Raw genomic sequence first — 24,316 nt, 5'->3', positions numbered from 1 at the left:
AAACACTCTCTTTTTTAGCCAACACCTTGGTAGATAAAGAGCAGTTGAGGTAAAGGGACGTCACATGACCAGTGAACAGCGCCAGCTTCGTCAAACCCTGCTGTTTTTACGCACATCGTTTGAAGCCGTTCAGCACTCCATTGCCGGACGGCTAGAAGACCCGCTGCCCTGCTGGCTAGACACCAGCATGCTCTCAATGCTCTCCCGAGAGCTGACCCGCTGCTGCCAGCAGGCCAAGCCGCTGTTCGCGCCTGCGGTTGTGGAGCAGCTCTTTATCGCCTCCCAACAGTGCGACCTGCTGCTCAAACAGTGCCCCGGCGTACTCAGCAGTTCCGTCTGCCACCGCCAGCTCAGCGCCATTATGCTGCCGCTCACCAGCGCCATCGGGCAGATTGATACGCCGGTTAAGCGCCGCTGGCCTTGGCAGCGGCACTGAACAAACGCTATTTACCCCCTAACCCCGCCCTCATTTACTCGGCGGGGTTTTGTTTTGCGCGTCTGTCCCCATTAACTAGGGCATAGCATCGTCGTTGGCGCTTACTAGTAAACTGGTCTATTCTATTCGCCACGATGATAACCACTGCTTCAAAGGAGTTTTGCCCTATGGCGTACGAGACGCTGTTTACCCCCACCACGCTAGGTAGCCTGAACATTCCTAACCGCGTCATCATGGCGCCGCTGACCCGTTCGCGCACGCCGGATAGCGTGCCGGGCAAGATGCAGGAAGCTTATTACGGCCAGCGCGCCGGTGCGGGCCTGATCATTAGCGAAGCCACTAACATCTCTCCCACTGCCCGTGGCTATGTGTACACGCCCGGCATCTGGACCGATGAGCAGGAAGCAGGCTGGAAAGGCGTTGTGAATGCGGTTCACGCCAAGGGTGGCCGTATTGCTCTGCAGCTGTGGCATGTGGGCCGCGTTTCCCATGAGATGGTGCAGCCCAACGGCCAGCAGCCGGTAGCCCCCAGCGCGCTGAAAGGTGAAGGCGCTCAGTGCTTTGTAGAGTTTGAAGATGGCACCGCTGGTCAGCACCCCACCAGCACGCCGCGTGCTCTGGAAACCGACGAGATTCCTGGCATCGTGGATGATTACCGCCAAGCGGCCATCCGCGCCAAGCGCGCGGGTTTCGATATGGTCGAAGTCCACGCTGCCAACGCTTACCTGCTGAACCAGTTCTTGGCCACCGGCACCAACCAGCGTACCGACCAGTACGGCGGCTCGCTGGAAAACCGTGCCCGCTTCCCGCTGGAAGTCGTTGACGCGGTCATTGAAGTGTATGGTGCTGAGCGTGTCGGCATTCGTATGACGCCGTTTATCGAGCTGTTTGGTTTGACCGACGACGAGCCGGAAGCGATGGCGTTCTACATGGCCGAGCAGCTCTCCAAGCGCGGCTTGGCTTACCTGCACCTGAACGAGCCGAACTGGGCGGGCGGCGATATCACCTTCCCCGCTGGTTTCCGTAAGAAGATGCGTGAGCGCTTTAGCGGCAGCCTGATCTACTGCGGCAACTATGACGCCGATCGCGCCGAGACACGCATTCAAGAGAAAACCACCGATGCCGTGGCCTTTGGCCGCCCCTACATCGCCAACCCGGATCTACCGGAGCGCTTCCGTGTGAACGCCCCGCTCACCGAGCCGAACCAGGAAACGTTCTATGGCGGCGACGAGAAGGGCTACACCGACTATCCGTTTATGGATAACGGCTATGACCGCATGGACTAAGCCGCTGCTCTAAGGCTGCCTTTGCCAGGGTTTCTTAAAAAAGGGAACCCTTATTGATAAAAAGCATCACTTAGGTGGTGCTTTTTTTATGTCTAATGGTTTTAAAACGCTGCTAGGCTTTTGATTCACTCGTTTTAACGCGTCTTCTCACACATAAGGATAGGTGGCACATGCTCGGTTCACTGTTGGTGCTGCTGGTCTCATTACTACTGGTGGGGGCCGCTGCGGCCACAGGCGCACGCTTTCGTCCCGATGGCTGGTACCGGGCGCTGCGCAAACCTCGCTGGACACCGCCCGACCTCGCTTTCCCCATCGCCTGGGGGATTCTCTATCTCTTGATGGCGATTGCAGCATGGCGGGTCTATATGGCAGAAGACTCCGCGCTGCGTAGCGCCAGCCTTGCCGTTTATGGTGCGCAACTGCTGGCAAATGCGGCGTGGTCTTGGCTGTTCTTTGGGCGCAAGCAGATCGGTGCTGCTCTGGCAGATATCGTGCTGCTGATAGGATTGATTACAGTGACCATTGGCCTGTTTGCGCAAGTCAGTACGCTGGCGGCTTGGCTGATGGTGCCTTACTGGCTTTGGGTTGCTCTGGCGCTGGCACTCAACGCTACCATTTTGCGGTTAAATAGAGCCTAGGTGTTAACTAACAAAAGGGTTTCACCCTATGGATACGTTCTCTCTTCCCGTGCTGTTGGCCTTTGCCTCTCTGCTGTTAGGCATATTGGCCGCAGCGATTTTCGCTTACGTCGTGGTGCCCAAACGGCGTCGCGCTAAAGCCAAGGCCGAAGAAGCAGCGGCACCGGTCGCTGAGCCTACCCCGCCGCCAGCGGAAGAGCCGCTGCCCACCCCCGCTAAGCGTACGGGAAAGGTCAAGCAGCACTCACTGTTCGTCATTTTCAACCAGCCGGATGCCACCACCGATGAGCGGTTAACCGAGTGGCTGCGTGGGAAAAGCGCCCATTACGACGCGATCAAGAAGGTGTTTCTAATCGATGGCCAGCAGGCGTCTAACCCGATCACCGTGGCCAACGCTTTCCCGCCTGGGGAGATGCCCGACCTGCTACGCGGCGAAACCCACGAGCCCATTCGTGGGGTTAGTCTGCTGGTAAAACCGCCGCTGCATAAACGCCGCAATCAGCAGATGCACGTGTATGTAGAGCTCGCCAAAGAGATGAACGAGACCTTCAGCGGCGACATGCTGGATGCCGACAAAGAGCCGGCAACAGAGTCTACCTATGCCCAGATTCTTGGCTAGGCGTTACACCACGCCTTGGCTACGTAGGTAGTCGTCGTAGCTGCCGCTGAAATCGACGATGCCATCCGGCTGCATATCAATGATGCGCGTGGCGAGGCTGGAGACGAACTCCCGGTCGTGGCTAACGAACAGCAGCGTGCCGGGGTAGTTCTCCAACGCCAGGTTGAGCGCCTCGATGGACTCCATATCCAGGTGGTTGGTGGGCTCGTCCATCAACAGCACATTGGGGTTGGTGAGCGTTAGCTTACCGAACAGCATCCGCCCCTGCTCGCCCCCAGAGATCACCTTCACCGACTTGTTGATGTCGTCGCTGGAGAACAGCATGCGGCCCAACGCGCCGCGTACCACCTGTTCGCCGCCTTTGGTCCACTGGCCCATCCACTCAAACAGCGTGGCGTCATTAGCGAAGTCATCGGCGTGGTCTTGGGCGAATACGCCAAGCTCGGCGGCGTCGGTCCACTTCACTTCCCCGGCGTCTGGGCGTAGATCCCCCGCCAGCGTTTTCAGCAGGGTGGTTTTGCCAATGCCGTTAGGGCCGATAATGGCAATACGCTCGCCCGCTTCGACGGTCATGGAGAAGCGCTTAAACAGCGGCTCGCCGTCGTAGCCTTTGGTAATCGCCTCCACGTTCACCGCGTTACGGTGGATCTTCTTGTTTTGATCAAAGCGGATAAACGGACTCACCCGGCTGGAGGGTTTGATGTCTTCCAACTTGATTTTATCGATCTGGCGCGCCCGCGAGGTGGCTTGCTTCGCTTTAGAGGCGTTGGCCGAGAAGCGGCTGACGAACTGCTGAAGCTCGGCAATTTGCGCTTTCTTCTTGGCGTTATCAGAGTGCTGACGCTCACGGGCAGCGGTGGCGGCCGTCATGTAGTCGTCGTAGTTGCCGGGGAACAGGGTGATTTCGCCGTAATCCAGATCCGCCATGTGGGTACACACGCTGTTCAGGAAGTGGCGGTCGTGGGAAATGATCACCATGGTGCTGCTGCGCGCTTTTAGAATCTCTTCCAGCCAGCGGATAGTATTGATATCCAGGTGGTTGGTGGGTTCGTCCAGCAGCAGCACGTCCGGGTCGGAGAACAGCGCCTGGGCCAGCAGCACGCGCAGCTTCCAGCCGGGGGCGACTTCGCTCATGGGGCCGGTGTGCTGTTCGATAGGAATGCCCAGGCCCAGCAGCAGCTCGCCCGCGCGGGACTCGGCGGTGTAGCCATCCAGCTCAGCAAAGCGCACTTCTAAATCCGCCACGGCCATGCCGTCTTCTTCGCTCATCTCAGGCAGCGAGTAGATACGCTCGCGCTCGGCGGCCACTTTCCACAGCTCGGCGTTGCCCATGATGACGGTGTCGATGACCCGCTCGTTCTCGTAGGCAAACTGGTCCTGGCGCAGCTTACCCAGCCGGGTGCTGCTATCCAGCATCACCTGCCCAGACGAGGGCTCCAGCTCGCCACCCAGGATTTTCATGAAGGTGGACTTACCGCAACCATTCGCGCCAATCAAACCGTAGCGATTGCCGTTATTAAATTTGACGGAAACGTTTTCAAATAGGGGCTTGGCCCCAAACTGCATGGTGATATTGGCGGTTGCGATCAAGATAGAGGCCCTGGTTAACGAGGAAGCGCTGTTTGAGAAACGAGCACGCTTGCAAAAGCTCGCGATTCTACGCGCCTTTGGACAACGTTACATCTCCCCTTGCGCGCTTCCCTTAACCGGGCACTTTACTGCTGAGCAGGCATTTCAAGCAGAAAACGTTCACCGTCAAGCGCTTGGCGTAGGCGCGAATGTAGAATTTCAACAATTCCCTGGTGCTCGCCTACCAGGGCGGTGGTCGTTACCTTCAACCCGCTGTGGCGCTGTTCGGCGGCAGCGCAAATCTCGGCGATATCGCCACCCTCACCGGCATGACGGCCTGGAGAGAGAAACAGCATCGCCAGCACCACGTGGCCACTGCTGAATTCGGGAGTATCCAGCAGGTGCTCCAATAGCGGCTCGTTAAAGCGGTACTCGTCGCCGTCACGTCGCTCCATAGAGGCCGCCGCCACGCAGCGCACTTCGTCGCCCAGCAGCACGCTCAATTGCCCGGCCAAGCGGTTACGCACGGCGGTAACGTCGGGAATGGGGCTGCCGTGGTCCACCAGCGCGACCTTGGCAACTCCTTGTTCAGGCAGCTGCGCACGTACGTTATCGGCCAACAGCTGTGCCAAGCGCAGGTCGTTACTCCCAAGTTCATCCATCAGCGGCTGAGCAACCCGCACCGACACGTTAGGAAAGCGTGCCTGCAACGCAGCCATACGCTCCGGCAAATACCCCGTTAGCGCTTTGCTGGGGCCGAAGAAAAACGGCAGCACGATAATCTCGGTGGCGCCTGCCTCGGCGCTGCGTTCGGCAGCGGGGCCTAACGTAATGGCCGGAATGCCATCGACCTCTTCAGCGGGGATTTTATTGGAGTGCAACAGCGAGGCCGCCTGAACAGTCTCCCCTAGCGTCTCGCTCAACGCGGCCGCTACCCGGCGCAGATTATGGGTCGCCTGGGGGCGCAGGGAGCCGTTATCGACAAGAAAAATAGCGCGCATCGCGTTCGTCCTTTTCAATCAAAGCGTTAATGAGCCGCCAGCACATCCGCAGCGGCTCGATGTAGCTGGGCGTGACGTGTAGCCAGGGCGGCAATATCGCGGTCGTAGCCGCCGCCGATGACCGCCGCCACGGGAATGTCAGACTCACGACAAAGGTTCAACACGTAGTGATCCCGGGCATAGAGCCCGTCGCTGCTGAGCGATAAGTAGCCCAGGCGGTCATCGTGATGCACATCCACGCCCGCATCATAGAGCACTACGTCTGGCTGGTAGGCGGCGAGTACCCCAGGCAGCCAAGATGCGAGTTCGGCCAGATAAGCCGCATCCTCCATGCCGTTGGGCAGGGCGATATCCAGATCGCTTTTTGCTTTGCGGGCGGGGAAGTTACGCGCCGCGTGCATGGAAAAGGTAAACACGCCGGGCTCGTTGGCAAAGAGCCGCGCGGTGCCATCGCCTTGATGCACGTCGCAATCCACAATCAGCACCCGCTCTACCCAGCCCTGCGCCAGCGCGTGGGCGGCGGCCACGGCTAAATCGTTAATCAAACAGTAGCCGCTGGCGGCATCCGCATGGGCGTGGTGTGTACCGCCCGCCGAATTGCAGGCAAGCCCGGTGGCCAGGGCCGCTTCAAGGGTGAGCAGCGTGCCGCCGGTTTCCAGCCGCACTCGCTCCACCAAGGCCTCAGACCAAACGAATCCACTACGTCGCTGAGCGGCACGATCAAGCTGGCCGTGCAAAAATGCCTGAACATAGTCACGGGTGTGCACGCGCTGGAGGCTTTCGAGGGTGGCCGGTTGGGGCGTGTGCCACTCGATGGGGCAGGCCAGCGTTTGCTCGCCCAAGAGCTGCCGAAGCACCCGAAACTTTTCCATGGGGAAGGGGTGATTGGCTGGTAAATCAATCGTATAACCCGGATGATGAACCACCGTTAACGCCATGCGCGTGCAGCCACTTTGGTCACAAATGTAGATCGCTTATGTTGCTTGATACCACGACGTTAAACCAGCAAAGAAACTTCTTCGACGGCCATGCGGATATCTGGCTCTTTGGCTACGGTTCGCTGATTTGGAAGGCCGATTTTGACTATTTAGAACGCCGGCCTGCGGCCATTACCGGTTGGGCGCGGCGCTTCTGGCAGGGCTCCCACGACCACCGCGGCACGCCGGAAGCACCGGGGCGTGTGGCGACGCTGATTCGTGCCGAAGGCGCGGTATGTCACGGCATGGCCTACCGCATCACCCCAGAGGTACTCGCACCGTTGGATGTGCGGGAGAAAAACGGCTACCTGCGGGAAAAAGTCACGCTGACGTTTTTGGATGAGGCGGGTAACCCTGACGCCGACCAAGCGCCTAGCGAGGGGCTGATTTATCTGGCAAGCGACGACAACCCGGCGTTTTTAGGCGATGCCCCGCTGGCCGACATCGCCCAGCAAATTGCCCAGGCCCATGGCCCCAGCGGCCCCAACAGCGCTTACTTGCTGAACCTAGCCCAAGCGCTGCGCGAGCTGGGCACCGAGGATGCGCATATTTTTGCCCTGGAAGAGCAGCTACAGCGCTACCAGTAGCGCGGATAGCGGCGGTGGCGCGCCAGGTTATTGACCAGAATCGCCACCACCAGCATGACGATGCAGCCTGCGCCAATGGGGATCAGCGGATACCACCAACCCAACTGATGCACGCTGGCACCGCCTGCCACGGCAATCAGCGCAGCGGCAGCCCCTGGCGGGTGAACGGTATGGGTAAGCTGCATGACCAAAATGGAGAGCGATACTGCCAACGCCATCGAAAGCGGCGTGGCCCCCAGCAGTTGGTAGCAGCCCACGCCCACACAGGCAGAGAGCACGCTGCCAAACAGCACATGGCTTGGCTGGGCAAAGGGGCTTTCCGGGGCGGCGTAAATCAGCACCGAGGTTGCCCCGAACGAGCCCACGATCAACAGCTGCTGGGAGAGCCACTCGGCGCTTAGCCAGCAAATCAGCGCCATGCCAGTAAAGGCACCCAGCCACGACCAGCAGGCATCCTGCCAGCCCACCCGGGGACGCGGCGTTCGTTCTCCGCGCATCTTGCCAAGATACGTTTTCATCGCACTCGCCTTTGCACAAAAAGAGTGCAGATGATGACAAAATGCACCAAAGAAGCAAATGACGATGCGTCATATGCTCATGAAACTCGCTCAAGGACGACCAGCATGCCACCATCAACTTCCTCTCTCACCGTTGCACCTTCCAGCCTATTGCTAGCGGTGGTGGCTGCTGTGGGTATGGCCACCATCGGCGTGATTTCTCGGATTACCGGGCTGAACGCGGAGAGCATTACCTTCTACCGGTTGGGGTTAGGGGCGCTGTTTTTGCTCGGCTATTTACTGCTGACAAAACGCCATGCAGGACTCACCACACTGCCAGGGCGGCAGGTGGTGATTAGCGGTAGTTTGCTGGCGGCGTTCATCCTGTTTTACGTGCAGGCGATGAACTACACCCAAATGGCCAACGCCATTTTGATGGTGTATCTCGCGCCGATTGTGGCGGCTATCGCGGCCCATGCGCTGTTTAACGAACGGCTTGCAGCGGCGCAGGTTTCGCTCATTGGCTTGGCGCTGTTTGGGTTCGCGATGATGCAGGAGTTTCGACTCAACCTGGACGATCAGCAGGACGTGATTGGCATGGGTTTTGGCTTAGCGGCCATGCTAGCTTACAGCGGTTTTATCCTGACGAACCGCCGATTGCCGCGCCACCTGGATGACCGCACCTGCGCCTTCTGGCAGTTGGCGGTCGGGGCGCTGGTGATCTTGCCGTTTGCGCTATGGCAGCAAGCAGGGCTTGCGGCCAGCACGTGGCAAGTGCCGTGGTTGTTGGCCGCAGGCCTGGTGCCCGGTTTTTTGGCGCTGCTGTGCGCGGTGATGGCGATTAACCGCCTGCCCACCGCGCTATACGGCACGCTGGCTTACTGTGAACCGGTGGCGGTGGTGATTTTTGGCTGGAGCCTGTTTGGCGAAGCGCTTTCGCCTTTGCAGTTAAGCGGCTGTGGGCTGGTGATCGCCTGCGGCGTCGCGCAGGCGTGGGTCGGTGGCCGGGGCGCTACATCATCAGCCACGACAGGATAAACAGCCCAATCAGCGTGCGGAAAATGCCGCCAACAATGGAGCCACGCAAAAACGCACGCAGCCCACCCCATAGCACCAGCAAGCCAATCAGCAGTATGGCTAGGCTTAAAAACGAGTCATTAATCCCCAGCGAACGCGTCAGCCCGCCGATAAAGTCGTCAAAGGCACCGAAAAAGTTGGTAAAAAGCCCTACCAAAAACTCCACCACGACGCGAATGGCGTCGCCTATCGCCTCGCCGATGCCTTCAAAAAATCCGTTTGCCTGCATGCGCGTTGTCCATTGCTTGAAGATAATTGATCGAAAATAGCGAGTTGAAGATAGCTCGTTGAAGATAGCGGGCATTGTGTGTGAAAACACGCAAACTGGCAAAGCCAGGTGATTCAGCGGAGCGGCTTCCACCTTTCGCCTATTCCCTTTTTAGCACTGCCGCGTTACAACGTTAAGTACGCATTTGCGGGAGAGACTGGTGTACGACACCAGCGCCGAAGGAGCAACGACCCCGGAAACTCTCAGGCCAACGGACCGCAACTGCTAACGTTTTTACCAATACGTTCCGAAGAGCGGTTGATGACTGCGTCACTCAGCCCACCGAAGGAGCAAACGCCACATCATCGGCGTGAATCTCTCAGGTTCCATGACGGAAGGGGTACGCCTAGCAAACACGTTTGCTGGGGGTATCGCCCGACGCTCATACAATCTGTGGAGAGACTCATGCAACGCATGGCAATTATTGGCGGTGGCATCACCGGTATTACCAGCGCCTACGCCCTCGTGAAACGCGGCTTTGACGTCACTGTGTTTGAAAAGCATCGCTACGCCGCGATGGAAACCTCGTTTGCCAACGGTGGTCAGCTTTCCGCCTCCAACGCCGAGGTGTGGAACCACTGGCCTACGGTCATCAAAGGCCTGCGCTGGATGCTGAAAAACGACGCCCCGCTGCTCGTCAATCCTCGCCCTACCTGGCACAAGCTGAGCTGGTTTGCGGAATTTATCGCCGCCATTCCCCGCTATGCCGACAACACCACCGAAACAACGCGCCTCGCCATTGCCGCCAGGGAACACCTGTTTCAGTGGGCGCGAGACGAGCAGATCGATTTTGACGTGAAACAGAAAGGCATTCTGCATATCTACCGCGATAAAGCGGGCTACGAGCATGCCGCGAAGGTCTCACAGCTGCTGCATAAAGGCGGGCTTGAGCGCCGCGCGGTCACCCCAGAAGAGATGCGCGCCATCGAGCCTACGCTGGCGGGCAGCTACTACGGCGGCTTCTTTACCGAAAGCGACGCCACCGGGGATATTCATAAGTACACCAACGGCCTCGCGATGGCCGCGGCTAAACACGGCGTCAAGCTGAACTACGGCCACCAGGTGACCGACCTGGGTGCGGATGAAAACAGTGCCTGGGTCAGCGCTTCAATCGACGGTGAAGAGGTACGCCAAAGCTTTGATAGCGTGGTGGTGTGTGCCGGGGTCGGCAGTCGTGCCATCGCCGCCAAGTTGGGCGACCGCGTTAACATCTACCCGGTCAAAGGCTACTCCATCACCGTACAGCTGGACGACGAAGCCTCACAGCAGGCCGCACCGACGGTGAGCCTGTTGGATGACGAAACCAAGCTGGTGACCAGCCGTCTGGGAAACGACCGCTTCCGCGTGGCCGGTACCGCTGAGTTTAACGGCGCGAACCGCGACATTCGCAATGATCGGATTCAGCCGCTGGTGCGCTGGGTAGAGCAGTGCTTCCCCGGCGTGAGTACTCAACGAGTGGTGCCTTGGGCGGGCCTGCGCCCGATGCTGCCGAACATGCTGCCCAAAGTCGGCCCCGGCAAATTGCCGACCGTTTTCTACAACACGGGCCACGGCCACCTGGGCTGGACGCTCTCCGCCATCACCGCCGAAATGCTCGCCGATGAGGTAGATAACTCCCCTGCCACTTCCCTCGCTATGACACGCTAGGCTGAATCATCCGCTTAGAACAACGAAAGGGGCCGCTTGGCCCCTTTCGCTAACATGCCACCCTATCGCGCCCACTCTCTTTCGCTTGATAGAGCGCATTATCAACCCGCTTCAACATACTTTTGGGCGTATCACTGTGGGTGGCTTCTGCCACGCCAAGGCTGACGGTAACATGCTCAGCCCCTGGAAAAGAGGCGCTGCTGATGCGTTGGCGAATCTTCTCGGCCAGTTGTGCCGCTTGGTCGAGTGAGGTTTCAGGGGCAAGAATCATAAACTCCTCCCCACCCCAACGGGCGCAGTAGTCGGCGGTGCGCAGATTGTTTTCCAGTAACGTAGCCAAGGCGCGCAACACTTGGTCGCCCACGTCGTGTCCTTGGCTGTCGTTAATCGTCTTGAAGTAGTCGATATCCAGCATGATGAGCGAAAATGGCCGCACATAGCGGTTCAGCCGCCCAAGCTCGTGTTTGAGCAGGTAATCAAACCGGGAGCGGTTCATCAGCCCGGTGAGCATGTCGGTAGTGGCGAGGCGTTTTAATTCGGCCTCTTTCTCCACCCGCTGGGTGATATCTCTCTGGACCAGTACTAACACATTATCGGCATAGCCAGGCATCGACATAGCTGTGACACGCCACTCAATCAGCGGCCTTGGCGCTTGAGAGCGCGGTGCTTCATCGGCGTGGTCTAGCCCTGACATGGAGCATCCCAGACTGAGCTTACCGCAAGCCAATGCGCTGTTGAGCTGGCAGATCAACTGCTCGTTCGCTGACGCTTGATGCACAATTTTAGGAGAAGCGCCTAACCAGTGGTCACGCTCTCCTCCCCAAAACTGAACATACTCCGCGCTGACATCCAGAATACGGATACCCTCGCCCTCGGGCAGACCGCTCAGTACGGCAACCGCTTGACTGCTGAGTTCGCTGAGGAACAGCGGCTCTCCTTTTTCTTGCTTTATCTCTACCATCATCATTTCATCCAATGAATGTCAGCACTCGGGCCGTCTCATCCTAGAAACAGGCAGTGTTCCAAGTGCCATTAGCCTGCCGGCAATACGTCATCCTTACGCGCTGGCAATAACGCCATTACACAAAAGATACGCTCGTTTACCAAGTAGCAATATAGTCCACGTTATGAATAAGCGAAAAGGCGTGCCCTTATGCTGCGGCTCTTGCGACCCAAAGCCGGTACAGCGCTGGCGTAAAGAAAAACGACACCAATGTAGCCAAGAGCAGACCAAACCCAACGGTTTGCGCGAAAGGTGGCCATAAGCCGCCGGCCGCGACCATGAGGGGAATCAGTCCTGCAAAGGTCGTGATGGTGGTGGACACAATGTGCCGACTCGTGGGGCCGCTGATTACCGCGAGCATCGCGTCCATATTGCCTTGCCGGGCGGCCGGATCATCATCAAAGGCGGCAATAATAATGATGGTGGCGTTAATGGCGACGCCTACCAACCCCATAATGCCGACGATAATCACGAAGCCAAAAGCATGGCCACTCATCAGCAGCGCCACAATCCCCATGCCCATGGCCTGGGCGCCGGCAATAAACACAATGGCGGCGCGGCGGAAGGAGTTAAACGCCAGCACCACCGTAGCCACCATGGCAATCACCAGCAGCACCACCGAGGCGAGCAGTTTACCTACGGCCTCATCACGCTCAGCGGCCTCGCCCCCCGTTTCAATACGGTATCCAGCGGGCAACGTCAGCTCACCGTTCTCAAGCGCTGCCTGGAGCTTGGCATCTAGCTGCGCCATGGATACGGCCGGTAGCGCATCCGCCAATAAATAGCCTTGCACCAGCTGTACCCGCTCCGCATTACGGCGGGTAATCACGCTCCATGAAGGGGCAAGATAGCTCTCGGCGACAGCCGCTAACGGTAAGCCTTCACTCACCTGATTACTCACCAAACGCAGTGCAGCTAGCTGCTCGGCATCAGTACGCCACCCATCGGCATAACGCACACGTATCGGTAGTTGTTGTGTATCTTCCAACAACATACCGGCAGGCTGGCCGGAGAGGGCAGCACCTACCTGTTCCGCCAGGCTCTGCGTCGACAGCCCTGCATCGCTCAATGCGGTGTGGTCGACATCAAGCACTAGCCGAGGCAAATCACGCTGCATCCCTGCGCGTACGTGGGTTACCTGTGGAAGCTGGTGCATCAGGCCCGCTAGCTCCAGGCCCAGAGAGGAGAGCACCTCCAGATCATCGCCATACACGCGAAGCTCAATGGGCGCTTTAAAAGGCGGGCCTTGCTCGTATTTTCGCACAACGCTTTGGGCTTGAGGAAAGCGCTTATCCAGAGATTGCTGCAGCCCCGGCACCTGTTGATTGGTGGCCTCTAACGACACCGTATCGACGATCAGATGTAGGAAGGCGGGGTTGTTATCCTCATTAGTCAGCACGTTGTAATACATCATCGGCGCACTTTCGCCGATAAACGAGGAGACACGCACCACGCCCGGCAGCTCGCGCACCATGTTCTCCACTTCGTGGGCCAGCGCTTCTGTCTTGGCGATACTACTGGCGGCGGGCAGGCGTACTTCAATGTGGAACTGGTCGCGGTCGGCGGGAGGGAAGAACGCTACGTCTAGCGTTGGCATCAGCGCTATTCCACCTACCGGCACACAGAGGGTGATCACCATCGCCGCCACGGGGTGGCGCAGTGTGCTGCGAATCGTGCCGCGAAACGCCCGCTTCATTATATTATCTCGCGGGGCGGGCGGTTTAGCGGCTACCTTGGCCAGCAGCATGGGCGAAAGCGCAGGCACCAGCAGCAGCGAAATCAGATAAGAGCTGACCAGCGCCACCATGACCGCCATGGCGAGCGGCCCGACGAACTCCCCGGCGGGGCCGGGCATCAGCACGATGGGCATAAACGCCAAAATGGTCGTGAGCGTGCTGGCAAGCAGCGGTACCGCCAAATGGCGTAACGCATCCCGAGTCGCGGCCAGCGCGGAATCCCCCTGAAGGAAGCGCTCACGCAGGGCATTGGTCATCACAATGGCGTTATCCACCATCAGCCCCAACGCGACAATAATACCGATGATGCTCATCTGGTGGATTTCCATCCCCAGCGGCTTGAACAGCGCCAGGGTGAGCAGCGCCGTCGCCGGAATGGCCAGCCCAACGGTGAGCGCAGAGCGCCAGCCCATCGTGAGAAATAGAATCGCGACCACCAGCACCAGGCCCATCAGCAGGCTAATCGCTACATCACTGAGACGCTGGTTGGTATAGCTGGCCTGCTCAAAGACTTCTTCTACCGCCAACCCTACCGGCAGTTCATCGGCAAACGCCGCCAGTTGCGCCTGGGCACGCTCAACCCACACATCGATACGCTGGCCCGGCACCATACGGGCACCTACAAATACGGCCCGCTCACCGTTTAGCAGCGCCACCGCGCTGGGTGGGTCTTGAACACCACGGCGCAGCTCGGCAATTTCCCCTAGCTTGACGCTCTGGCCCTGCTGGGTGGTGACGTTGATCTCTCGCAGCCGGTCAAGCGCATCAAACTCGCCGCTCAAGCCCACCGTTAGCCGATGCCCTTGTGTGACCACCTCGCCAGCCGTGCGGCGGCCGTCGCTCGCCTCAATGGCCCCGGCAAGCTGACCAACCGAGAGTCCTAACGCATTCAGTTCCAGCGGGTCTACCATCACCTCGACCTGCTCTCCGGCGACGCCAAAACGGTGGGTATATTCGGTGCCCGCTACCTGCCGTAACTGATCTTCTAGGCGTTCGGCATAGCGCTCCATCAGCTGTGGATTGGGAGGGGCATCCAACGTCCAGCGCAGCGCGGCCACGATACTGAACGCATAGCCACGGTCATCCAACAACTCCGGCGTTTGCACGCCTTCCGGTAGCGAGGGCGCTACATCGCTGAGCTTATCGCGCACGCGGCTCCACACCGGCGTGACATTGGTAACCGCGTCGCTCAGCTCCAGGCTGAGCACGGCAATGCCTTGCCGCGAGGTAGATTCCAGCACATCGATCTCAGCAATGGTGCGTAGCTCCTGTTCGATAGGACGCGCGACCAAGGCTTCGATTTGTTCGGGAGTCGCCCCTGGATACGGTGCCAGCACGGTGGCAATCCGCGCGACAAGGTGTGGGTCTTCCGCCCTGGGAAGGGTTTGGATAGCCGATAGCCCCGCGACAATGAGCAAGCCAAGCGACAGCGCCAGCAGGCGGCGATTAAACAACCACTCAATGCGCTGCATGGGCCACTTCCTCACTGAGCGTGACCTGCTGCCCAGGCGTGATGCGGTGAGTGCCGCTGCTAATTAATCGCATACCGGGGGCCAGCGTGCCGCGCACAAAGGCGTCGTCGCCTTCGGTATGCAGCAGCTCTACGCTCGCCTGGGCCACACGGTAGCGCTCATTTTCCTGAGGTTCGGCAACCAGTACGTTCCACAACCCGCGGTCGGCGGCACGTAGTGCAGATAGTGGTACCCAGTAACCGCTAGCGGGCTCGGTAATTGAGTAGCTCAACTCGGCCAAATCACCAGGCACCGCGCGGCTGTTACTTGTCAGCGCCACCACCAGTGTTTGCGTGCGGCTGTCGCTATCCACCTGGGGCAGGCGAGCGAGCACCTCACCCGTAATAGGCTGGCCGTTTACGTGCAGCGTCACGGACTCCCCCATGGTGAACGTCGCCGCTAGCCGGGCTGGCAAGCCAAGGTGCGCTTCTAAGTGGCGAGTATCCACGATATCGAAAGCCGTCGTGCCGCTGCTCACCAAGCTGCCCACATCAATATGGCGCTCTACCACCCGCCCAGCGAAGGGGGCTTTTAGGGTGCTGTCTTCTAAGTCAGCCGTGAGACTGTCGCGCTCGGCCGCTAGGGCAGCGAGTCGCGCTTGCAGGGTTAAGCGGTCGGTACGGGCTTGGTCCAGCGCCGTGCGGCTAGCAAAGTTACTCTGATTGAGCTGCGCTTCGCGCTCTTCCTGGCGCTGGGCAAGGGCCAAGCTGGCACTGGCTTCTTCGCTGCGCGCCGCCACTTCGGCTAAACGGCTCTCCAAGCGGCGGGTATCCAGACGGGCGAGCACCTCCCCTTGTTCAACCGCATCTCCGCGCTCGGCCAGTACGGCTTCCACCCGCCCCGCTGGTTCAAAAGCCAACGACACCGACTGGCGCGCCACCACCCGACCGGTTAAGCGCACTTCCCGCCTCAACGCATCTGCCTCGGCAAGCGGAATCGTTGCCACCTGTAATAAAGCGTTATCTCCCCCCTGCTGGCGTGCCTGCTGGGCACTACTGTGCTGGCTGGTTAGCAGGAGTATTACCACAACGGTAGCGCCTATCATCAGCAGTGCCGCCAGCATGCCGCGCAGCCGATGCCCCCAGGAAGTGTTTAACGTGCCCATGTTGGCCTCAAATGGTTTATTCTTGAACGATAACGTTCACTATAATATGTGTACGCCACCGTTCAATAACTATTTATGCATGGGCAGAGGTTAATTGCATGACAGACGCTCAACCGCCGTCATCTGACCAAAAACGCAGCGCGGGCCGCCCTAAAGATATGGCCAAACGTAATGCGATGATGGACGCTGCAGCGTGCCTGTTTTTCCGCAATGGTTTGGAAGCCGTCACCATGGAGGCCGTTGCTCGAGAGGCGGGCGTTTCCAAAGTGACGGTGTATGGGCACTTTACGTCTAAGGAAGCGCTGTTTGGCAGCGTGATACGGCGAGAAACCGCAACAATTCGGCAAGGGTTAGAGCAGCTCCCTGACACCCACGACGCGGTACGCCAATCGCTCATTGAGGTAGGCATCGGCATGGTGCGCTTTTTACTGGAGCCCCATGTATTGGCGGTCGAACGGGTGATGAGTCAGCAGGGTGAACAGCACCCCAAGCTGTTACAGGCTTTTTTTGAGGCAGGCCCCTGGGCTATTAGCCAGTGGCTGCGGGAAAAACTGGAAGGACTGGCCAGCGCAGGCCACCTCACCCTGCCCGCCCCCGCGCTAGCTGCCGATCAACTCTGCAGCATGTGGCAGGGGATGCTGACCAAAGAAGTTCGTATGGGCGTACGCCCACCGCCCACGGATGACGAGCTAAAGCGCCAGATCACCAGCGCTGTAGACGTGTTTTTAATGGCGTATGGGCGGCGCTGATGCTCATTAAAAAGCCCCGCATTCGCGAGGCTTTGGTGACTGCTTGAAACAGCGGTAGCACGTTAGCGGTTTACACCCCCACCGGCCCACCATCGCGCTTCTGAATCACCACGGTAGCGGCGCGGGGGCGTACCTGGCCGCTGGCGGCAGCGGTGGCGTCTTGCACCAGGGCGTTGCCATCGGCGGGCCAGTTGCCGGGGTGTTGGATGTTAATAAACAGCGCGGTTTTATCCGGCGTGGCAAAGATGCCGGTTACTTCACACCCGTTCGGGCCGACCGCAAAGCGTTTGAGCTGCTGCTGGTTGCTGCTGTTAATCACCGGCCCGGTGCCGCGAATATCCTCCAGCCCATTGGGCACTACGGCCAGTAGCTGGTCGTTGGTGTGCTCGGTAACGCCTTCATAGCCGTTGTCGGTCTGAATCCACAGGATACCTTGGCCATCTTCACGCTCATCGAACCACAGGCCATCGGGGCTGGCGAACTGGTTCATCTCGTTTAGCCCGGAGTGGTTATCCGCGTCGTCGGCTGCTGCGCCAAACACGAACACTTCCCAGGTGAAGGCGTTGGGCAAGCGGCTCTCCCGCCAACGAATCACGTGCCCGGCCTCGTTATTGGCGCGGGGATTGGAGGCGTTCGCAGGGGCGGTAGCGAAGCCAACGCCCGGCTGGGTAAGCTCGCTGCCGTCGTTAGTGAAGGTGGCATCGGAGCCCTCTTCACTGCGCTGGGTGTTGTTCGTCAGCGTTAGATACACCTCACCCGAGGCCGGGTCTACCGTGGCCCACTCTGGGCGGTCCATCGGCGTGGCGCCCAGCAGGTCGGCGGCATCGCAGGTGTTGATGATGATTCCTGCCAAGTCGTTCTCGGCCAGGCCAAGTGCGGCGGCCAGCGTGCGACCATCCTGGGTCTTGGCGCTCGGTGTGAGCGGCAGCCACTCGCCACTGCCATCAGCATGGAAGCGCGCCACAAAGAGCGTGCCGTTATTCATGTATTTACTGCCAATGGCGAGGCGGTCGTACTCTGCGCCGGGGCGGTTGGCATCGGCGGGATCCCAGGCGGCATCAGAGACGTACTTATAGACATACTCGTTACGGGCATCGTGGCCTGAATAGTAAACGATGGGCTTGCCCGCTTCTAATTTGCCCAGCCAGCACCCTTCATGACGGAAACGTCCCAGCGCCGTGCGCTTCACCGCGCGAGCACCGCTGTAGGGGTCGACTTCTACTTGGTAGCCGAAGGTACGTGCCTCGTTGCGGTAGTCATCTTCGGCACGCTCACCGCGTGGAGTGATGTCAAAGCGGGCAAACTCACCGTTCTGCTCGGTGGCGTCGCCCGCTGAGGTATCCCAGCCATAGCGGCTTTTATCCGTAGGAATACCGATGCGCGCATCATCTTGGAAGCGCTCGCCACGGTTGACGAAGATATCGGGCCAGTTCTCTTCACAGGCGATATAGGTGCCCCAGGGAGTCACGCCGTTACCGCAGTTGTTGTTGGTGCCGCGGGTTTGCGTGCCGTCAGGGGAGAACTGGGTTTTTACATAGTCGCTACCCGCGACGGGTCCAGCAAGATCCATCACCGTGGCGCTGGTGAAGCGGCGGTTATAGGGCGAATTGGCAACGTGAGACCACTGGCCGCTGGCGTCTTTCTCAACTTCAACCAACGTGACGCCGTGGGCATTGATTTCGGTGCGCGATTCGTCCGCTGGACGCGCGCCCGCCTCGGCATTGGTCGGCCCACCTTGGGGCGCCCACAGCGCGTCTTGGTCAATGTACTCGTTGTTTAGCGCCAGTACAAAATGGCGCGAGGCGTTATCCGCATCCAGGGCAAAACCGGCCATGCCGTCGTGATGCATGCCCACGCTCATCGCCTGAAGCTCGGGTGTCATGGGCTGGTCGGCCTGCCACTCCTGGCCTGCCTGTAGCGGCGTGCCCCAGGGCACTAACACCTGGGCTACGTAACCCTCCGGCACGACCACGGCATCGGTGCGAGAACCGCGTACGGCCTCAAAGGCCAGTGTGAGCGGCGTCTTTGCCTGCTCGCCCGCGAGCGCCTGCGCGGCACCGCCAAACCCCAGCATGGACGCCGCCGCTAACCCTAGACCACCTCGCATTACGTCGCGACGGGAGACGTGCTGAGCCAGCACCTCTGCAAACGGCTGGTTGTGACTTTGGTTAAACAGACGGTGATCTTCGATTTCCTTGCTCATGGAGCCCCCTCGTAGTCATGGACATGGTCATAACGGTTTTTGAAGAGGCTAGTAGCGCAAAATGAAATATGTATGACGGGTAAGCGACTTTTTAATGACGGTTCGATGGCAGGCGCTATATGAATAATGCTGCGGATAAGCTCATCAGCCACCATGCGTCACTACGCTCTCCTTAATTATGCCGGTCAATAAGCCTGCATGGCTTTCAACCCAGGCTATCGATAAGATTCATAGTGAGCCATCAAGCGCTTTCAAGTAGTTGTGTTAAAAATTAATTCCCCAAAGGATGGACTCTATGCGCGATGAAGAGAAATACACCAACACCGAGGAGCAGCTGCTCTATCTTCAAAAGTTGCTAGACGAAGAAGATACCGCTGCCTTAAACGAGCTGTTTAATGAGCTCGATATTTTAGCGATTGCGCGCACTCTTGAGTCTTTTCCCGCCAAAACCCGTGATTTGCTGTGGGAGTACATTCCAGAAACGATGCTCGGCGAGGTGCTGGCCGAAGTCGATGAAGACATCCGTGCCGACTACATCGAAGACCTGACCGCCAGCGACGTTGAGCAAATTGTTAAGGGCCTGGATGCCCAGGAAGTCGCCGAGGTTCTCGATGTTGCTGACGAAGAGATCAAAACCACCGTCTACGCCAGCCTAGACCAGGAGATCCGCGCCCAGGTCGAGAATCTTCATGCCTATGAAGAGGACATGGTTGGCCGCTACATGGACCCGGAAACGGTCAATGTTAAACAGGGTGTGTCGTTGGAAGCGGTACAGCGCTATATCCGTATTCATCACTTGCTGGATGATGATTCTCAGCAAGTGATGATCACCGATAAGGAGAAGCGCCTGCTGGGCACCCTGACGCTGATTGATTTGGTCAAACAGCCCCAGGAGAGCACCGTGGACGAGTTCATGGACGATGCTCCCTACACGCTCAACGACCAGATGAAAGTCAGCGAAGCCGCCGCCCTGCTGCGCTCCAAAGAGCTGCCCTTTGTGCCGGTATGTGATAGCGACGGGCTACTGGTAGGCCAATTAAACGCCGCCGACGTACTGGAAATAACTCAAGACGACGCAGACATGACGCTGAAACACATGTCGGGCGTGAGCGACGAAGAGGAAGTGTTCACCCCTATTCTGCGCAGTGCCAAGAGCCGCGGCATTTGGCTTGGTATCAACCTATTAACCGCCTTTCTAGCCGCCTTTGTGATCGGTCAGTTTGAAGCGGTGCTGGATCAAATTGTAGCGCTCGCTATCCTCATGCCGGTGGTCGCCAGCATGGGCGGGATTGCTGGCAGCCAGACGCTAACAGTGGTCATTCGCGGCTTAGCGCTTGGGCAAATCGCCGGTAACAACAAGCAGTGGCTCTACAACAAAGAGCTGTGGGTGGGCATGCTGAATGGCTTGGTATGGGCGCTGGTGGTCGGCGGTATTTCCTACTTGTGGTTTAGCGACCCTCTGATCACCCTCGTCATCACTTTAGCGATTTTTATCAACATGAGCCTCGCCAATGTGTCTGGTGTACTGATCCCCCTGGTACTCAAAAGGCTGCAAATTGACCCTGCTCTATCCGGCGCGGTGATCCTGACCACGGTCACGGATGTGGTGGGCTTTCTATCGTTCTTAGGACTGGCGACGATGATTATTTTGTAATCCTTGAACATCCCACTGACCTTGAAGCCATCGCTTCAGCGTCAGTGGGCTTGCCTAACCGGTATCTGTTAAATATCGCGTTATGATTCAGCTCTAAAGCGATACCTCAACCCACTTGCCTTGTTGATCCGAAGCTTCAATTGCATCGATTAGTCGATTAACGCGGGCAGCTTCGCGAAAATCAGGATAAAGGGGGCGATCGTTGATAATGCCTTCCACTAGATCGCGCACCTCGATAATTTTCTGATCGTTGTAACCCAGGCCGTGGCCCGGTGCGGGGCTGAAAGCGGCATAGTCAGGGTGTTCGGGGCCTGCTAGCAACGTTGTAAAACCGCGCCTTCCTGGAGCATCACTATGGCGATATAGCTGTAGCTCGCTCATGCGCTCTTGATCAAACACGATAGCGCCTTTCGTACCTGTTAGCGTGTAAGCCAGCCCCATTTTGCGCCCAGCGGCCACTCGGGACGTCTCGATATTACCAATTAACCCACGATCAAAACGCAGCATCGCCTGGGCGTGATCGTCGTTCTCCACTGCGGCCATTCCTCTACCGTCGGCCTTCGGTCGCATCGCGATAACGGTCTGTAGTTGACCGCACACCTCCTTAATACGCTGCCCAGTTAAAAACTCAGCCATGTTGAGAATATGTGAGCCCAAATCGCCTAGCGCACCAGCCCCCGCTGTTGCCCGCTGTGTATGCCAATCGTGGGACTTGTGCGGGTCGAGCAGGTAATCCTCGTTGTGCCTTCCACGAAAGTGAATCAGCTCACCAATTTCACCACTGGCGACAATCTGGCGGGCCAACTGGGTGGCGGAATTGCGAATGTAGTTAAAACCCACCAGGGTTTTGACACCCGCCTTTTCAGCTGCGGCGACCATCTCGTCAGCGTCTGCCGTGCTCAGCGCCAGCGGTTTTTCGGCGTAAACATGCTTGCCAGCGGCAATGGCGGCCAATGCCATCTCTTTATGCAGGAAGTTGGGCGCGCAGATATCCACCACGTCCACCTCCCTATCTTCTACCAATTCGCGCCAATCGTCGGTGGCGCGGGCAAATCCCCAGGCCCGCGCCCGACTCTCTGCCGTAGCGAAATCAACATCCGCTAGCAGTTCGCAAACGGGCTTGGCGGGTAACTCAAAAACGCTGGGCGCCGCATTAAAGGCAATGGCGTGAGCTTTGCCCATAAAGCCGATGCCGATTAGGCCAATTTTGAGGGTTTTCATTGTGATTATCCCTATTTTAAAACAATAACGCCGGGCTGGCCCGGCGTTGATTGGTGTCGTGCCCCGTAAGCTGTTTACATGGTCGGCATGGTGAAGTGGTTGGTCTCTTCACGAATGCCACTGGGCCAGCGCTGGGTGATGGTTTTCATACGGGTGTAGAAACGCACGCCGTCGGGGCCGTGCATATGCAGCGGACCAAACAGCGAGCGCTTCCAGCCGCCGAAGCTATGGAACGCCATGGGCACCGGAATCGGTACGTTAACGCCGACCATGCCGACCTGGATCTGCTCGCAGTACTGACGCGCCGCATCGCCATCCCTGGTAAAGATCGCCGTGCCATTGCCGTATTCGTGGGCGTTGATCATGCTGACCGCCTCGTCGAAGCTCGCCACGCGAGCAATGGCCAGTACTGGGCCAAAAATCTCCTCGGAGTGAATACGCATGCTGGGCGTGACATGGTCGAACAGGCTGCCGCCGATAAAGTAGCCATCGCCTGCGCCCTCAAACGTTGTCTGGCGACCGTCGACCACTAGCTCTGCGCCTTCATCCACACCGGTTTGGATATAGCCTGCCACTTTGTCGCGGTGCTCGCGGGTGATCAGCGGCCCCATATCGTTATCCGGGCCATCGACCAGGCCAGGCCCAACCGTCAGCTTATCCAGTTCGGCCACCAGTTTTTCGCGCAGGCGGTTGGCGGTCTCTTCGCCAACGGGTACGGCCACCGAGATCGCCATGCAGCGCTCGCCTGCCGAGCCATAGGCTGCACCCATAAGGGCACCCACGGCTTGATCGAGATCCGCATCGGGCATGATTACCATATGATTTTTGGCGCCGCCCAGGGCCTGAACGCGCTTGCCATGGGCTGATGCGGTAGCGTAGATGTACTCGGCAATCGGCGTGGAACCCACAAAGCTCACTGCCTGAACACTCTCATCGGTGAGCAGCACATCCACCGCTTCTTTATCACCATTGACGACATTAAAGACCCCATCCGGCAGACCCGCTTCTTTAAGCAGCTCGGCTAAGCGCAGCGGCGTAGAGGGATCTTTTTCCGAAGGTTTCATGACAAAGGTGTTGCCGCAGGCCAAGGCGATGGGGAACATCCACATGGGTACCATGGCAGGGAAGTTGAACGGCGAGATACCAGCGCATACACCCAGCGGCTGCATCATTGAGTAGCTATCGACGCCGGTGCCGACGTTCATGGAGTGCTCGCCCTTCTGGAGGTGGGGAATGCCGCAGGCAAACTCGACCACTTCCAGGCCCCGGGTCACTTCGCCTTTGGCGTCAGAGAACACCTTGCCATGTTCGCTGGAGATCAGGCGCGCCAGCTCATCTGTATGCTCCTCAACCAGCGCCTTGAACTTAAACAAAATACGCGCGCGCTTTAGCGGCGAAGTTTTAGACCAGGCGGCAAAGGCCTCATCGGCGATACGCACCGCTTCGCGAGTTTCATCGACGGTGGCGAGCGCTACTTGGGCGCTCTGCTCACCGGTGGCCGGATTATAGACCGGCGAAGTGCGTTGGCTCTGACCGGCAAAGAGCTGGCCATTGAGATAGTGGGATAGCGTCTTCATACAAGCTCCTGATTAAAAACGGTGCTGTTTAGCTGGCAACGTCGAAGCCTGCCTGCTCGGCAAGTTGGCGTAGGTTGCGGTACCCCAGGCGGGCGTAAGTCAGCGGGTGGGCGACTTCCGGGTCTTGTTCGGCTTCAACCACTAACCAACCCTGATAGCCCTGTTCGCACAGGTAGGTTAAGGCAGGCAGGAAATCCACATTGCCATCCCCTGGCACCGTAAACAGGCCGTCTAACACGCCGTTTAAAAAGCTTTTGTCGCGGTTGCGCACTGCCTCCAGCACAGGGAAGCGCAGGTCTTTACAGTGCACATGATGGATGCGCCCACTGTAGCGTTTGACGATGGCGAGCGGATCGCCGCCCGCACCGCGCAGATGACCAAAATCGAGCAGCAACCCCACCCCTTCGCCGGTGTTGTCCATTAAGCGCTCAACGTCGGCCTGGCTTTCGATCACCGTGCCCAGGTGGTGGTGATACACCAGTTGAATGCCCTGGGATTTCAGGTAGTCGCCGACTATCTCCAGGCCATTCAGCAGGCGCTGCCACTCCTGCTCGGATAGATGCGGGCGCTGGGAGAGCGGGCGCTCCTGATCGCCGTGTACACAGTGGGTAACTTCACACAGCACCATCACCTTCGCGCCGCACTCCTTGAGCAGGTTCATATGATCCTGAATGGCTTCAATCTCTTCTTCAGGCGTGCGCTCCAGCAAGCGTGCGGAGTACCAGCCCGACACAAGCGCCAAGTCGTGGGCGCTAAGCACCTGATTCAGGGCGTCAGGCGTTCGGGGAAACTTGTTACCTAATTCAAAGCCGCTAAACCCCGCTTCGCGGCCCTCTTTCAAACAGGTTTCCAGTGGTGTTGCGCCGCCCAGGCTGGGCAAGTCGTCGTTCGTCCAGGTGAGCGGGTTGATGCCTAAAGTAACCGTTGGCATAGCATATTCCTTGTGATTATGTTT

General features: G+C 58.6%; 21 protein-coding genes and 2 riboswitches. Of the genes, 9 read left to right on the top strand and 12 right to left on the bottom strand.

Going from position 1 to position 24,316, the window contains the following annotated elements; genetic code table 11:
- Positions 1-64 precede the first annotated feature (64 nt).
- The 4 genes from ACIGG6_RS14710 (at position 65) to ACIGG6_RS14695 (ending at position 2,979) form a co-directional block, all read left to right on the top strand.
- On the top strand, positions 65-436 hold the full coding sequence (locus ACIGG6_RS14710) for a hypothetical protein (RefSeq protein WP_074211427.1): 372 nt from the start codon (positions 65-67) through the stop codon (positions 434-436).
- Positions 437-603: 167 nt separating this feature from the next.
- Positions 604-1,722, top strand: a complete 1,119-nt coding sequence (locus ACIGG6_RS14705; protein ID WP_399845382.1) for an alkene reductase — start codon at positions 604-606, stop codon at positions 1,720-1,722.
- A 170-nt stretch (positions 1,723-1,892) separates the two neighbouring features.
- Positions 1,893-2,360 (top strand): TspO/MBR family protein, encoded by a 468-nt coding sequence (locus ACIGG6_RS14700; RefSeq protein ID WP_399845380.1) that lies wholly within the window; start codon positions 1,893-1,895, stop codon positions 2,358-2,360.
- A gap of 28 nt (positions 2,361-2,388) precedes the next feature.
- Positions 2,389-2,979, top strand: a complete 591-nt coding sequence (locus ACIGG6_RS14695; protein ID WP_399845377.1) for a cell division protein ZipA C-terminal FtsZ-binding domain-containing protein — start codon at positions 2,389-2,391, stop codon at positions 2,977-2,979.
- 3 nt (positions 2,980-2,982) lie between these two features.
- Here ACIGG6_RS14695 and ACIGG6_RS14690 read toward each other — a convergent pair whose 3' ends face one another.
- From ACIGG6_RS14690 to ACIGG6_RS14680, 3 genes are all read right to left on the bottom strand, one after another.
- On the bottom strand, positions 2,983-4,569 hold the full coding sequence (locus tag ACIGG6_RS14690; RefSeq protein ID WP_399845375.1) for an ABC-F family ATPase: 1,587 nt from the start codon (positions 4,567-4,569) through the stop codon (positions 2,983-2,985).
- A gap of 125 nt (positions 4,570-4,694) precedes the next feature.
- Positions 4,695-5,549, bottom strand: coding sequence for a sirohydrochlorin chelatase (locus tag ACIGG6_RS14685; RefSeq protein WP_399845373.1), 855 nt, complete (start codon positions 5,547-5,549; stop codon positions 4,695-4,697).
- A 26-nt stretch (positions 5,550-5,575) separates the two neighbouring features.
- Entirely contained in the window at positions 5,576-6,487 is a 912-nt protein-coding gene (locus tag ACIGG6_RS14680) for a histone deacetylase (RefSeq protein ID WP_399845371.1), read from the bottom strand.
- 38 nt (positions 6,488-6,525) lie between these two features.
- On the opposite strand from ACIGG6_RS14680, the gene ACIGG6_RS14675 reads away from it, so the two are divergent.
- Entirely contained in the window at positions 6,526-7,113 is a 588-nt protein-coding gene (locus ACIGG6_RS14675) for a gamma-glutamylcyclotransferase (RefSeq protein ID WP_399845370.1), read from the top strand.
- Here ACIGG6_RS14675 and ACIGG6_RS14670 read toward each other — a convergent pair.
- A complete protein-coding gene (locus ACIGG6_RS14670; protein ID WP_016915214.1) occupies positions 7,104-7,631 on the bottom strand; it encodes an HPP family protein in 528 nt (175 codons plus the stop codon). The genes ACIGG6_RS14675 and ACIGG6_RS14670 overlap by 10 nt on opposite strands.
- Before the next feature lie 105 nt (positions 7,632-7,736).
- Here ACIGG6_RS14670 and ACIGG6_RS14665 point away from each other — a divergent pair, with 105 nt between their 5' ends.
- Entirely contained in the window at positions 7,737-8,648 is a 912-nt protein-coding gene (locus tag ACIGG6_RS14665) for a DMT family transporter (protein ID WP_399845367.1), read from the top strand.
- Here the strand turns inward: ACIGG6_RS14665 and ACIGG6_RS14660 are convergent.
- Positions 8,623-8,916, bottom strand: a complete 294-nt coding sequence (locus ACIGG6_RS14660) for a hypothetical protein (RefSeq protein WP_399845366.1) — start codon at positions 8,914-8,916, stop codon at positions 8,623-8,625. The two genes, ACIGG6_RS14665 and ACIGG6_RS14660, sit on opposite strands and share 26 nt — an antisense overlap.
- Before the next feature lie 177 nt (positions 8,917-9,093).
- A riboswitch (glycine riboswitch) is annotated at positions 9,094-9,184 on the top strand.
- Positions 9,185-9,192: 8 nt separating this feature from the next.
- Positions 9,193-9,300, top strand: a riboswitch (glycine riboswitch).
- 60 nt (positions 9,301-9,360) lie between these two features.
- On the opposite strand from ACIGG6_RS14660, the gene ACIGG6_RS14655 reads away from it, so the two are divergent.
- A complete protein-coding gene (locus ACIGG6_RS14655) occupies positions 9,361-10,602 on the top strand; it encodes a D-amino acid dehydrogenase (RefSeq protein WP_399845364.1) in 1,242 nt (413 codons plus the stop codon).
- Between the two features lie 49 nt (positions 10,603-10,651).
- On the opposite strand, the gene ACIGG6_RS14650 is transcribed toward ACIGG6_RS14655, so the two are convergent.
- The 3 genes from ACIGG6_RS14650 to ACIGG6_RS14640 form a co-directional block, all read right to left on the bottom strand.
- Positions 10,652-11,566 (bottom strand): GGDEF domain-containing protein, encoded by a 915-nt coding sequence (locus tag ACIGG6_RS14650; RefSeq protein ID WP_399845361.1) that lies wholly within the window; start codon positions 11,564-11,566, stop codon positions 10,652-10,654.
- Positions 11,567-11,753: 187 nt separating this feature from the next.
- The gene (locus tag ACIGG6_RS14645) at positions 11,754-14,813 is read right to left on the bottom strand and encodes an efflux RND transporter permease subunit (RefSeq protein WP_399845360.1); all 3,060 of its coding nucleotides are present in this window, start codon (positions 14,811-14,813) and stop codon (positions 11,754-11,756) included.
- Positions 14,800-15,957: an efflux RND transporter periplasmic adaptor subunit gene (locus ACIGG6_RS14640; RefSeq protein ID WP_399845358.1), complete on the bottom strand. Its 1,158-nt coding sequence runs from the start codon at positions 15,955-15,957 to the stop codon at positions 14,800-14,802. Before ACIGG6_RS14640 ends, ACIGG6_RS14645 begins: the two co-directional genes overlap by 14 nt.
- Positions 15,958-16,055: 98 nt before the next feature.
- On the opposite strand from ACIGG6_RS14640, the gene ACIGG6_RS14635 reads away from it, so the two are divergent.
- Positions 16,056-16,706: a TetR/AcrR family transcriptional regulator gene (locus tag ACIGG6_RS14635; RefSeq protein ID WP_054645052.1), complete on the top strand. Its 651-nt coding sequence runs from the start codon at positions 16,056-16,058 to the stop codon at positions 16,704-16,706.
- A 70-nt stretch (positions 16,707-16,776) separates the two neighbouring features.
- Here the strand turns inward: ACIGG6_RS14635 and ACIGG6_RS14630 are convergent, their stop codons facing one another.
- Positions 16,777-18,909: a PhoX family protein gene (locus ACIGG6_RS14630; protein WP_399845355.1), complete on the bottom strand. Its 2,133-nt coding sequence runs from the start codon at positions 18,907-18,909 to the stop codon at positions 16,777-16,779.
- A gap of 295 nt (positions 18,910-19,204) precedes the next feature.
- Here ACIGG6_RS14630 and mgtE point away from each other — a divergent pair, with 295 nt between their 5' ends.
- Positions 19,205-20,563, top strand: coding sequence for a magnesium transporter (gene mgtE, locus ACIGG6_RS14625; protein ID WP_399845353.1), 1,359 nt, complete (start codon positions 19,205-19,207; stop codon positions 20,561-20,563).
- A 93-nt stretch (positions 20,564-20,656) separates the two neighbouring features.
- Here the strand turns inward: mgtE and ACIGG6_RS14620 are convergent, their stop codons facing one another.
- From ACIGG6_RS14620 to iolE, 3 genes are all read right to left on the bottom strand, one after another.
- Positions 20,657-21,784, bottom strand: coding sequence for a Gfo/Idh/MocA family protein (locus ACIGG6_RS14620; RefSeq protein ID WP_399845351.1), 1,128 nt, complete (start codon positions 21,782-21,784; stop codon positions 20,657-20,659).
- Between the two features lie 74 nt (positions 21,785-21,858).
- On the bottom strand, positions 21,859-23,361 hold the full coding sequence (locus ACIGG6_RS14615) for a CoA-acylating methylmalonate-semialdehyde dehydrogenase (protein ID WP_399845348.1): 1,503 nt from the start codon (positions 23,359-23,361) through the stop codon (positions 21,859-21,861).
- 28 nt (positions 23,362-23,389) lie between these two features.
- Entirely contained in the window at positions 23,390-24,292 is a 903-nt protein-coding gene (iolE, locus tag ACIGG6_RS14610; RefSeq protein WP_399845345.1) for a myo-inosose-2 dehydratase, read from the bottom strand.
- Positions 24,293-24,316 lie beyond the last annotated feature (24 nt).

It is taken from the genome of Vreelandella lionensis (assembly GCF_044543515.1).
Classification (GTDB): Bacteria; Pseudomonadota; Gammaproteobacteria; order Pseudomonadales; family Halomonadaceae; genus Vreelandella; species Vreelandella lionensis.
The sequence above is the reverse complement of the archived record's forward strand: the minus strand, read 5'-3'. Positions and strand labels throughout refer to the sequence as shown.

Bases quoted from the DNA above. Each gene is read 5' to 3' on its own strand.
- ACIGG6_RS14700 (WP_399845380.1), top strand. From the start codon at position 1,893: ATGCTCGGTTCACTGTTGGTGCTGCTGGTCTCATTACTACTGGTGGGG.
- ACIGG6_RS14695 (WP_399845377.1), top strand. From the start codon at position 2,389: ATGGATACGTTCTCTCTTCCCGTGCTGTTGGCCTTTGCCTCTCTGCTG.
- ACIGG6_RS14710 (WP_074211427.1), top strand. From the start codon at position 65: ATGACCAGTGAACAGCGCCAGCTTCGTCAAACCCTGCTGTTTTTACGC.
- ACIGG6_RS14655 (WP_399845364.1), top strand. From the start codon at position 9,361: ATGCAACGCATGGCAATTATTGGCGGTGGCATCACCGGTATTACCAGC.
- mgtE (WP_399845353.1), top strand. From the start codon at position 19,205: ATGCGCGATGAAGAGAAATACACCAACACCGAGGAGCAGCTGCTCTAT.
- ACIGG6_RS14680 (WP_399845371.1), bottom strand. From the start codon at position 6,487: ATGGCGTTAACGGTGGTTCATCATCCGGGTTATACGATTGATTTACCA.
- ACIGG6_RS14670 (WP_016915214.1), bottom strand. From the start codon at position 7,631: ATGAAAACGTATCTTGGCAAGATGCGCGGAGAACGAACGCCGCGTCCC.
- ACIGG6_RS14640 (WP_399845358.1), bottom strand. From the start codon at position 15,957: ATGGGCACGTTAAACACTTCCTGGGGGCATCGGCTGCGCGGCATGCTG.
- ACIGG6_RS14685 (WP_399845373.1), bottom strand. From the start codon at position 5,549: ATGCGCGCTATTTTTCTTGTCGATAACGGCTCCCTGCGCCCCCAGGCG.
- ACIGG6_RS14635 (WP_054645052.1), top strand. From the start codon at position 16,056: ATGACAGACGCTCAACCGCCGTCATCTGACCAAAAACGCAGCGCGGGC.
- ACIGG6_RS14615 (WP_399845348.1), bottom strand. From the start codon at position 23,361: ATGAAGACGCTATCCCACTATCTCAATGGCCAGCTCTTTGCCGGTCAG.
- ACIGG6_RS14660 (WP_399845366.1), bottom strand. From the start codon at position 8,916: ATGCAGGCAAACGGATTTTTTGAAGGCATCGGCGAGGCGATAGGCGAC.
- iolE (WP_399845345.1), bottom strand. From the start codon at position 24,292: ATGCCAACGGTTACTTTAGGCATCAACCCGCTCACCTGGACGAACGAC.
- ACIGG6_RS14675 (WP_399845370.1), top strand. From the start codon at position 6,526: ATGTTGCTTGATACCACGACGTTAAACCAGCAAAGAAACTTCTTCGAC.
- ACIGG6_RS14645 (WP_399845360.1), bottom strand. From the start codon at position 14,813: ATGCAGCGCATTGAGTGGTTGTTTAATCGCCGCCTGCTGGCGCTGTCG.
- ACIGG6_RS14630 (WP_399845355.1), bottom strand. From the start codon at position 18,909: ATGAGCAAGGAAATCGAAGATCACCGTCTGTTTAACCAAAGTCACAAC.
- ACIGG6_RS14620 (WP_399845351.1), bottom strand. From the start codon at position 21,784: ATGAAAACCCTCAAAATTGGCCTAATCGGCATCGGCTTTATGGGCAAA.
- ACIGG6_RS14650 (WP_399845361.1), bottom strand. From the start codon at position 11,566: ATGATGGTAGAGATAAAGCAAGAAAAAGGAGAGCCGCTGTTCCTCAGC.
- ACIGG6_RS14665 (WP_399845367.1), top strand. From the start codon at position 7,737: ATGCCACCATCAACTTCCTCTCTCACCGTTGCACCTTCCAGCCTATTG.
- ACIGG6_RS14705 (WP_399845382.1), top strand. From the start codon at position 604: ATGGCGTACGAGACGCTGTTTACCCCCACCACGCTAGGTAGCCTGAAC.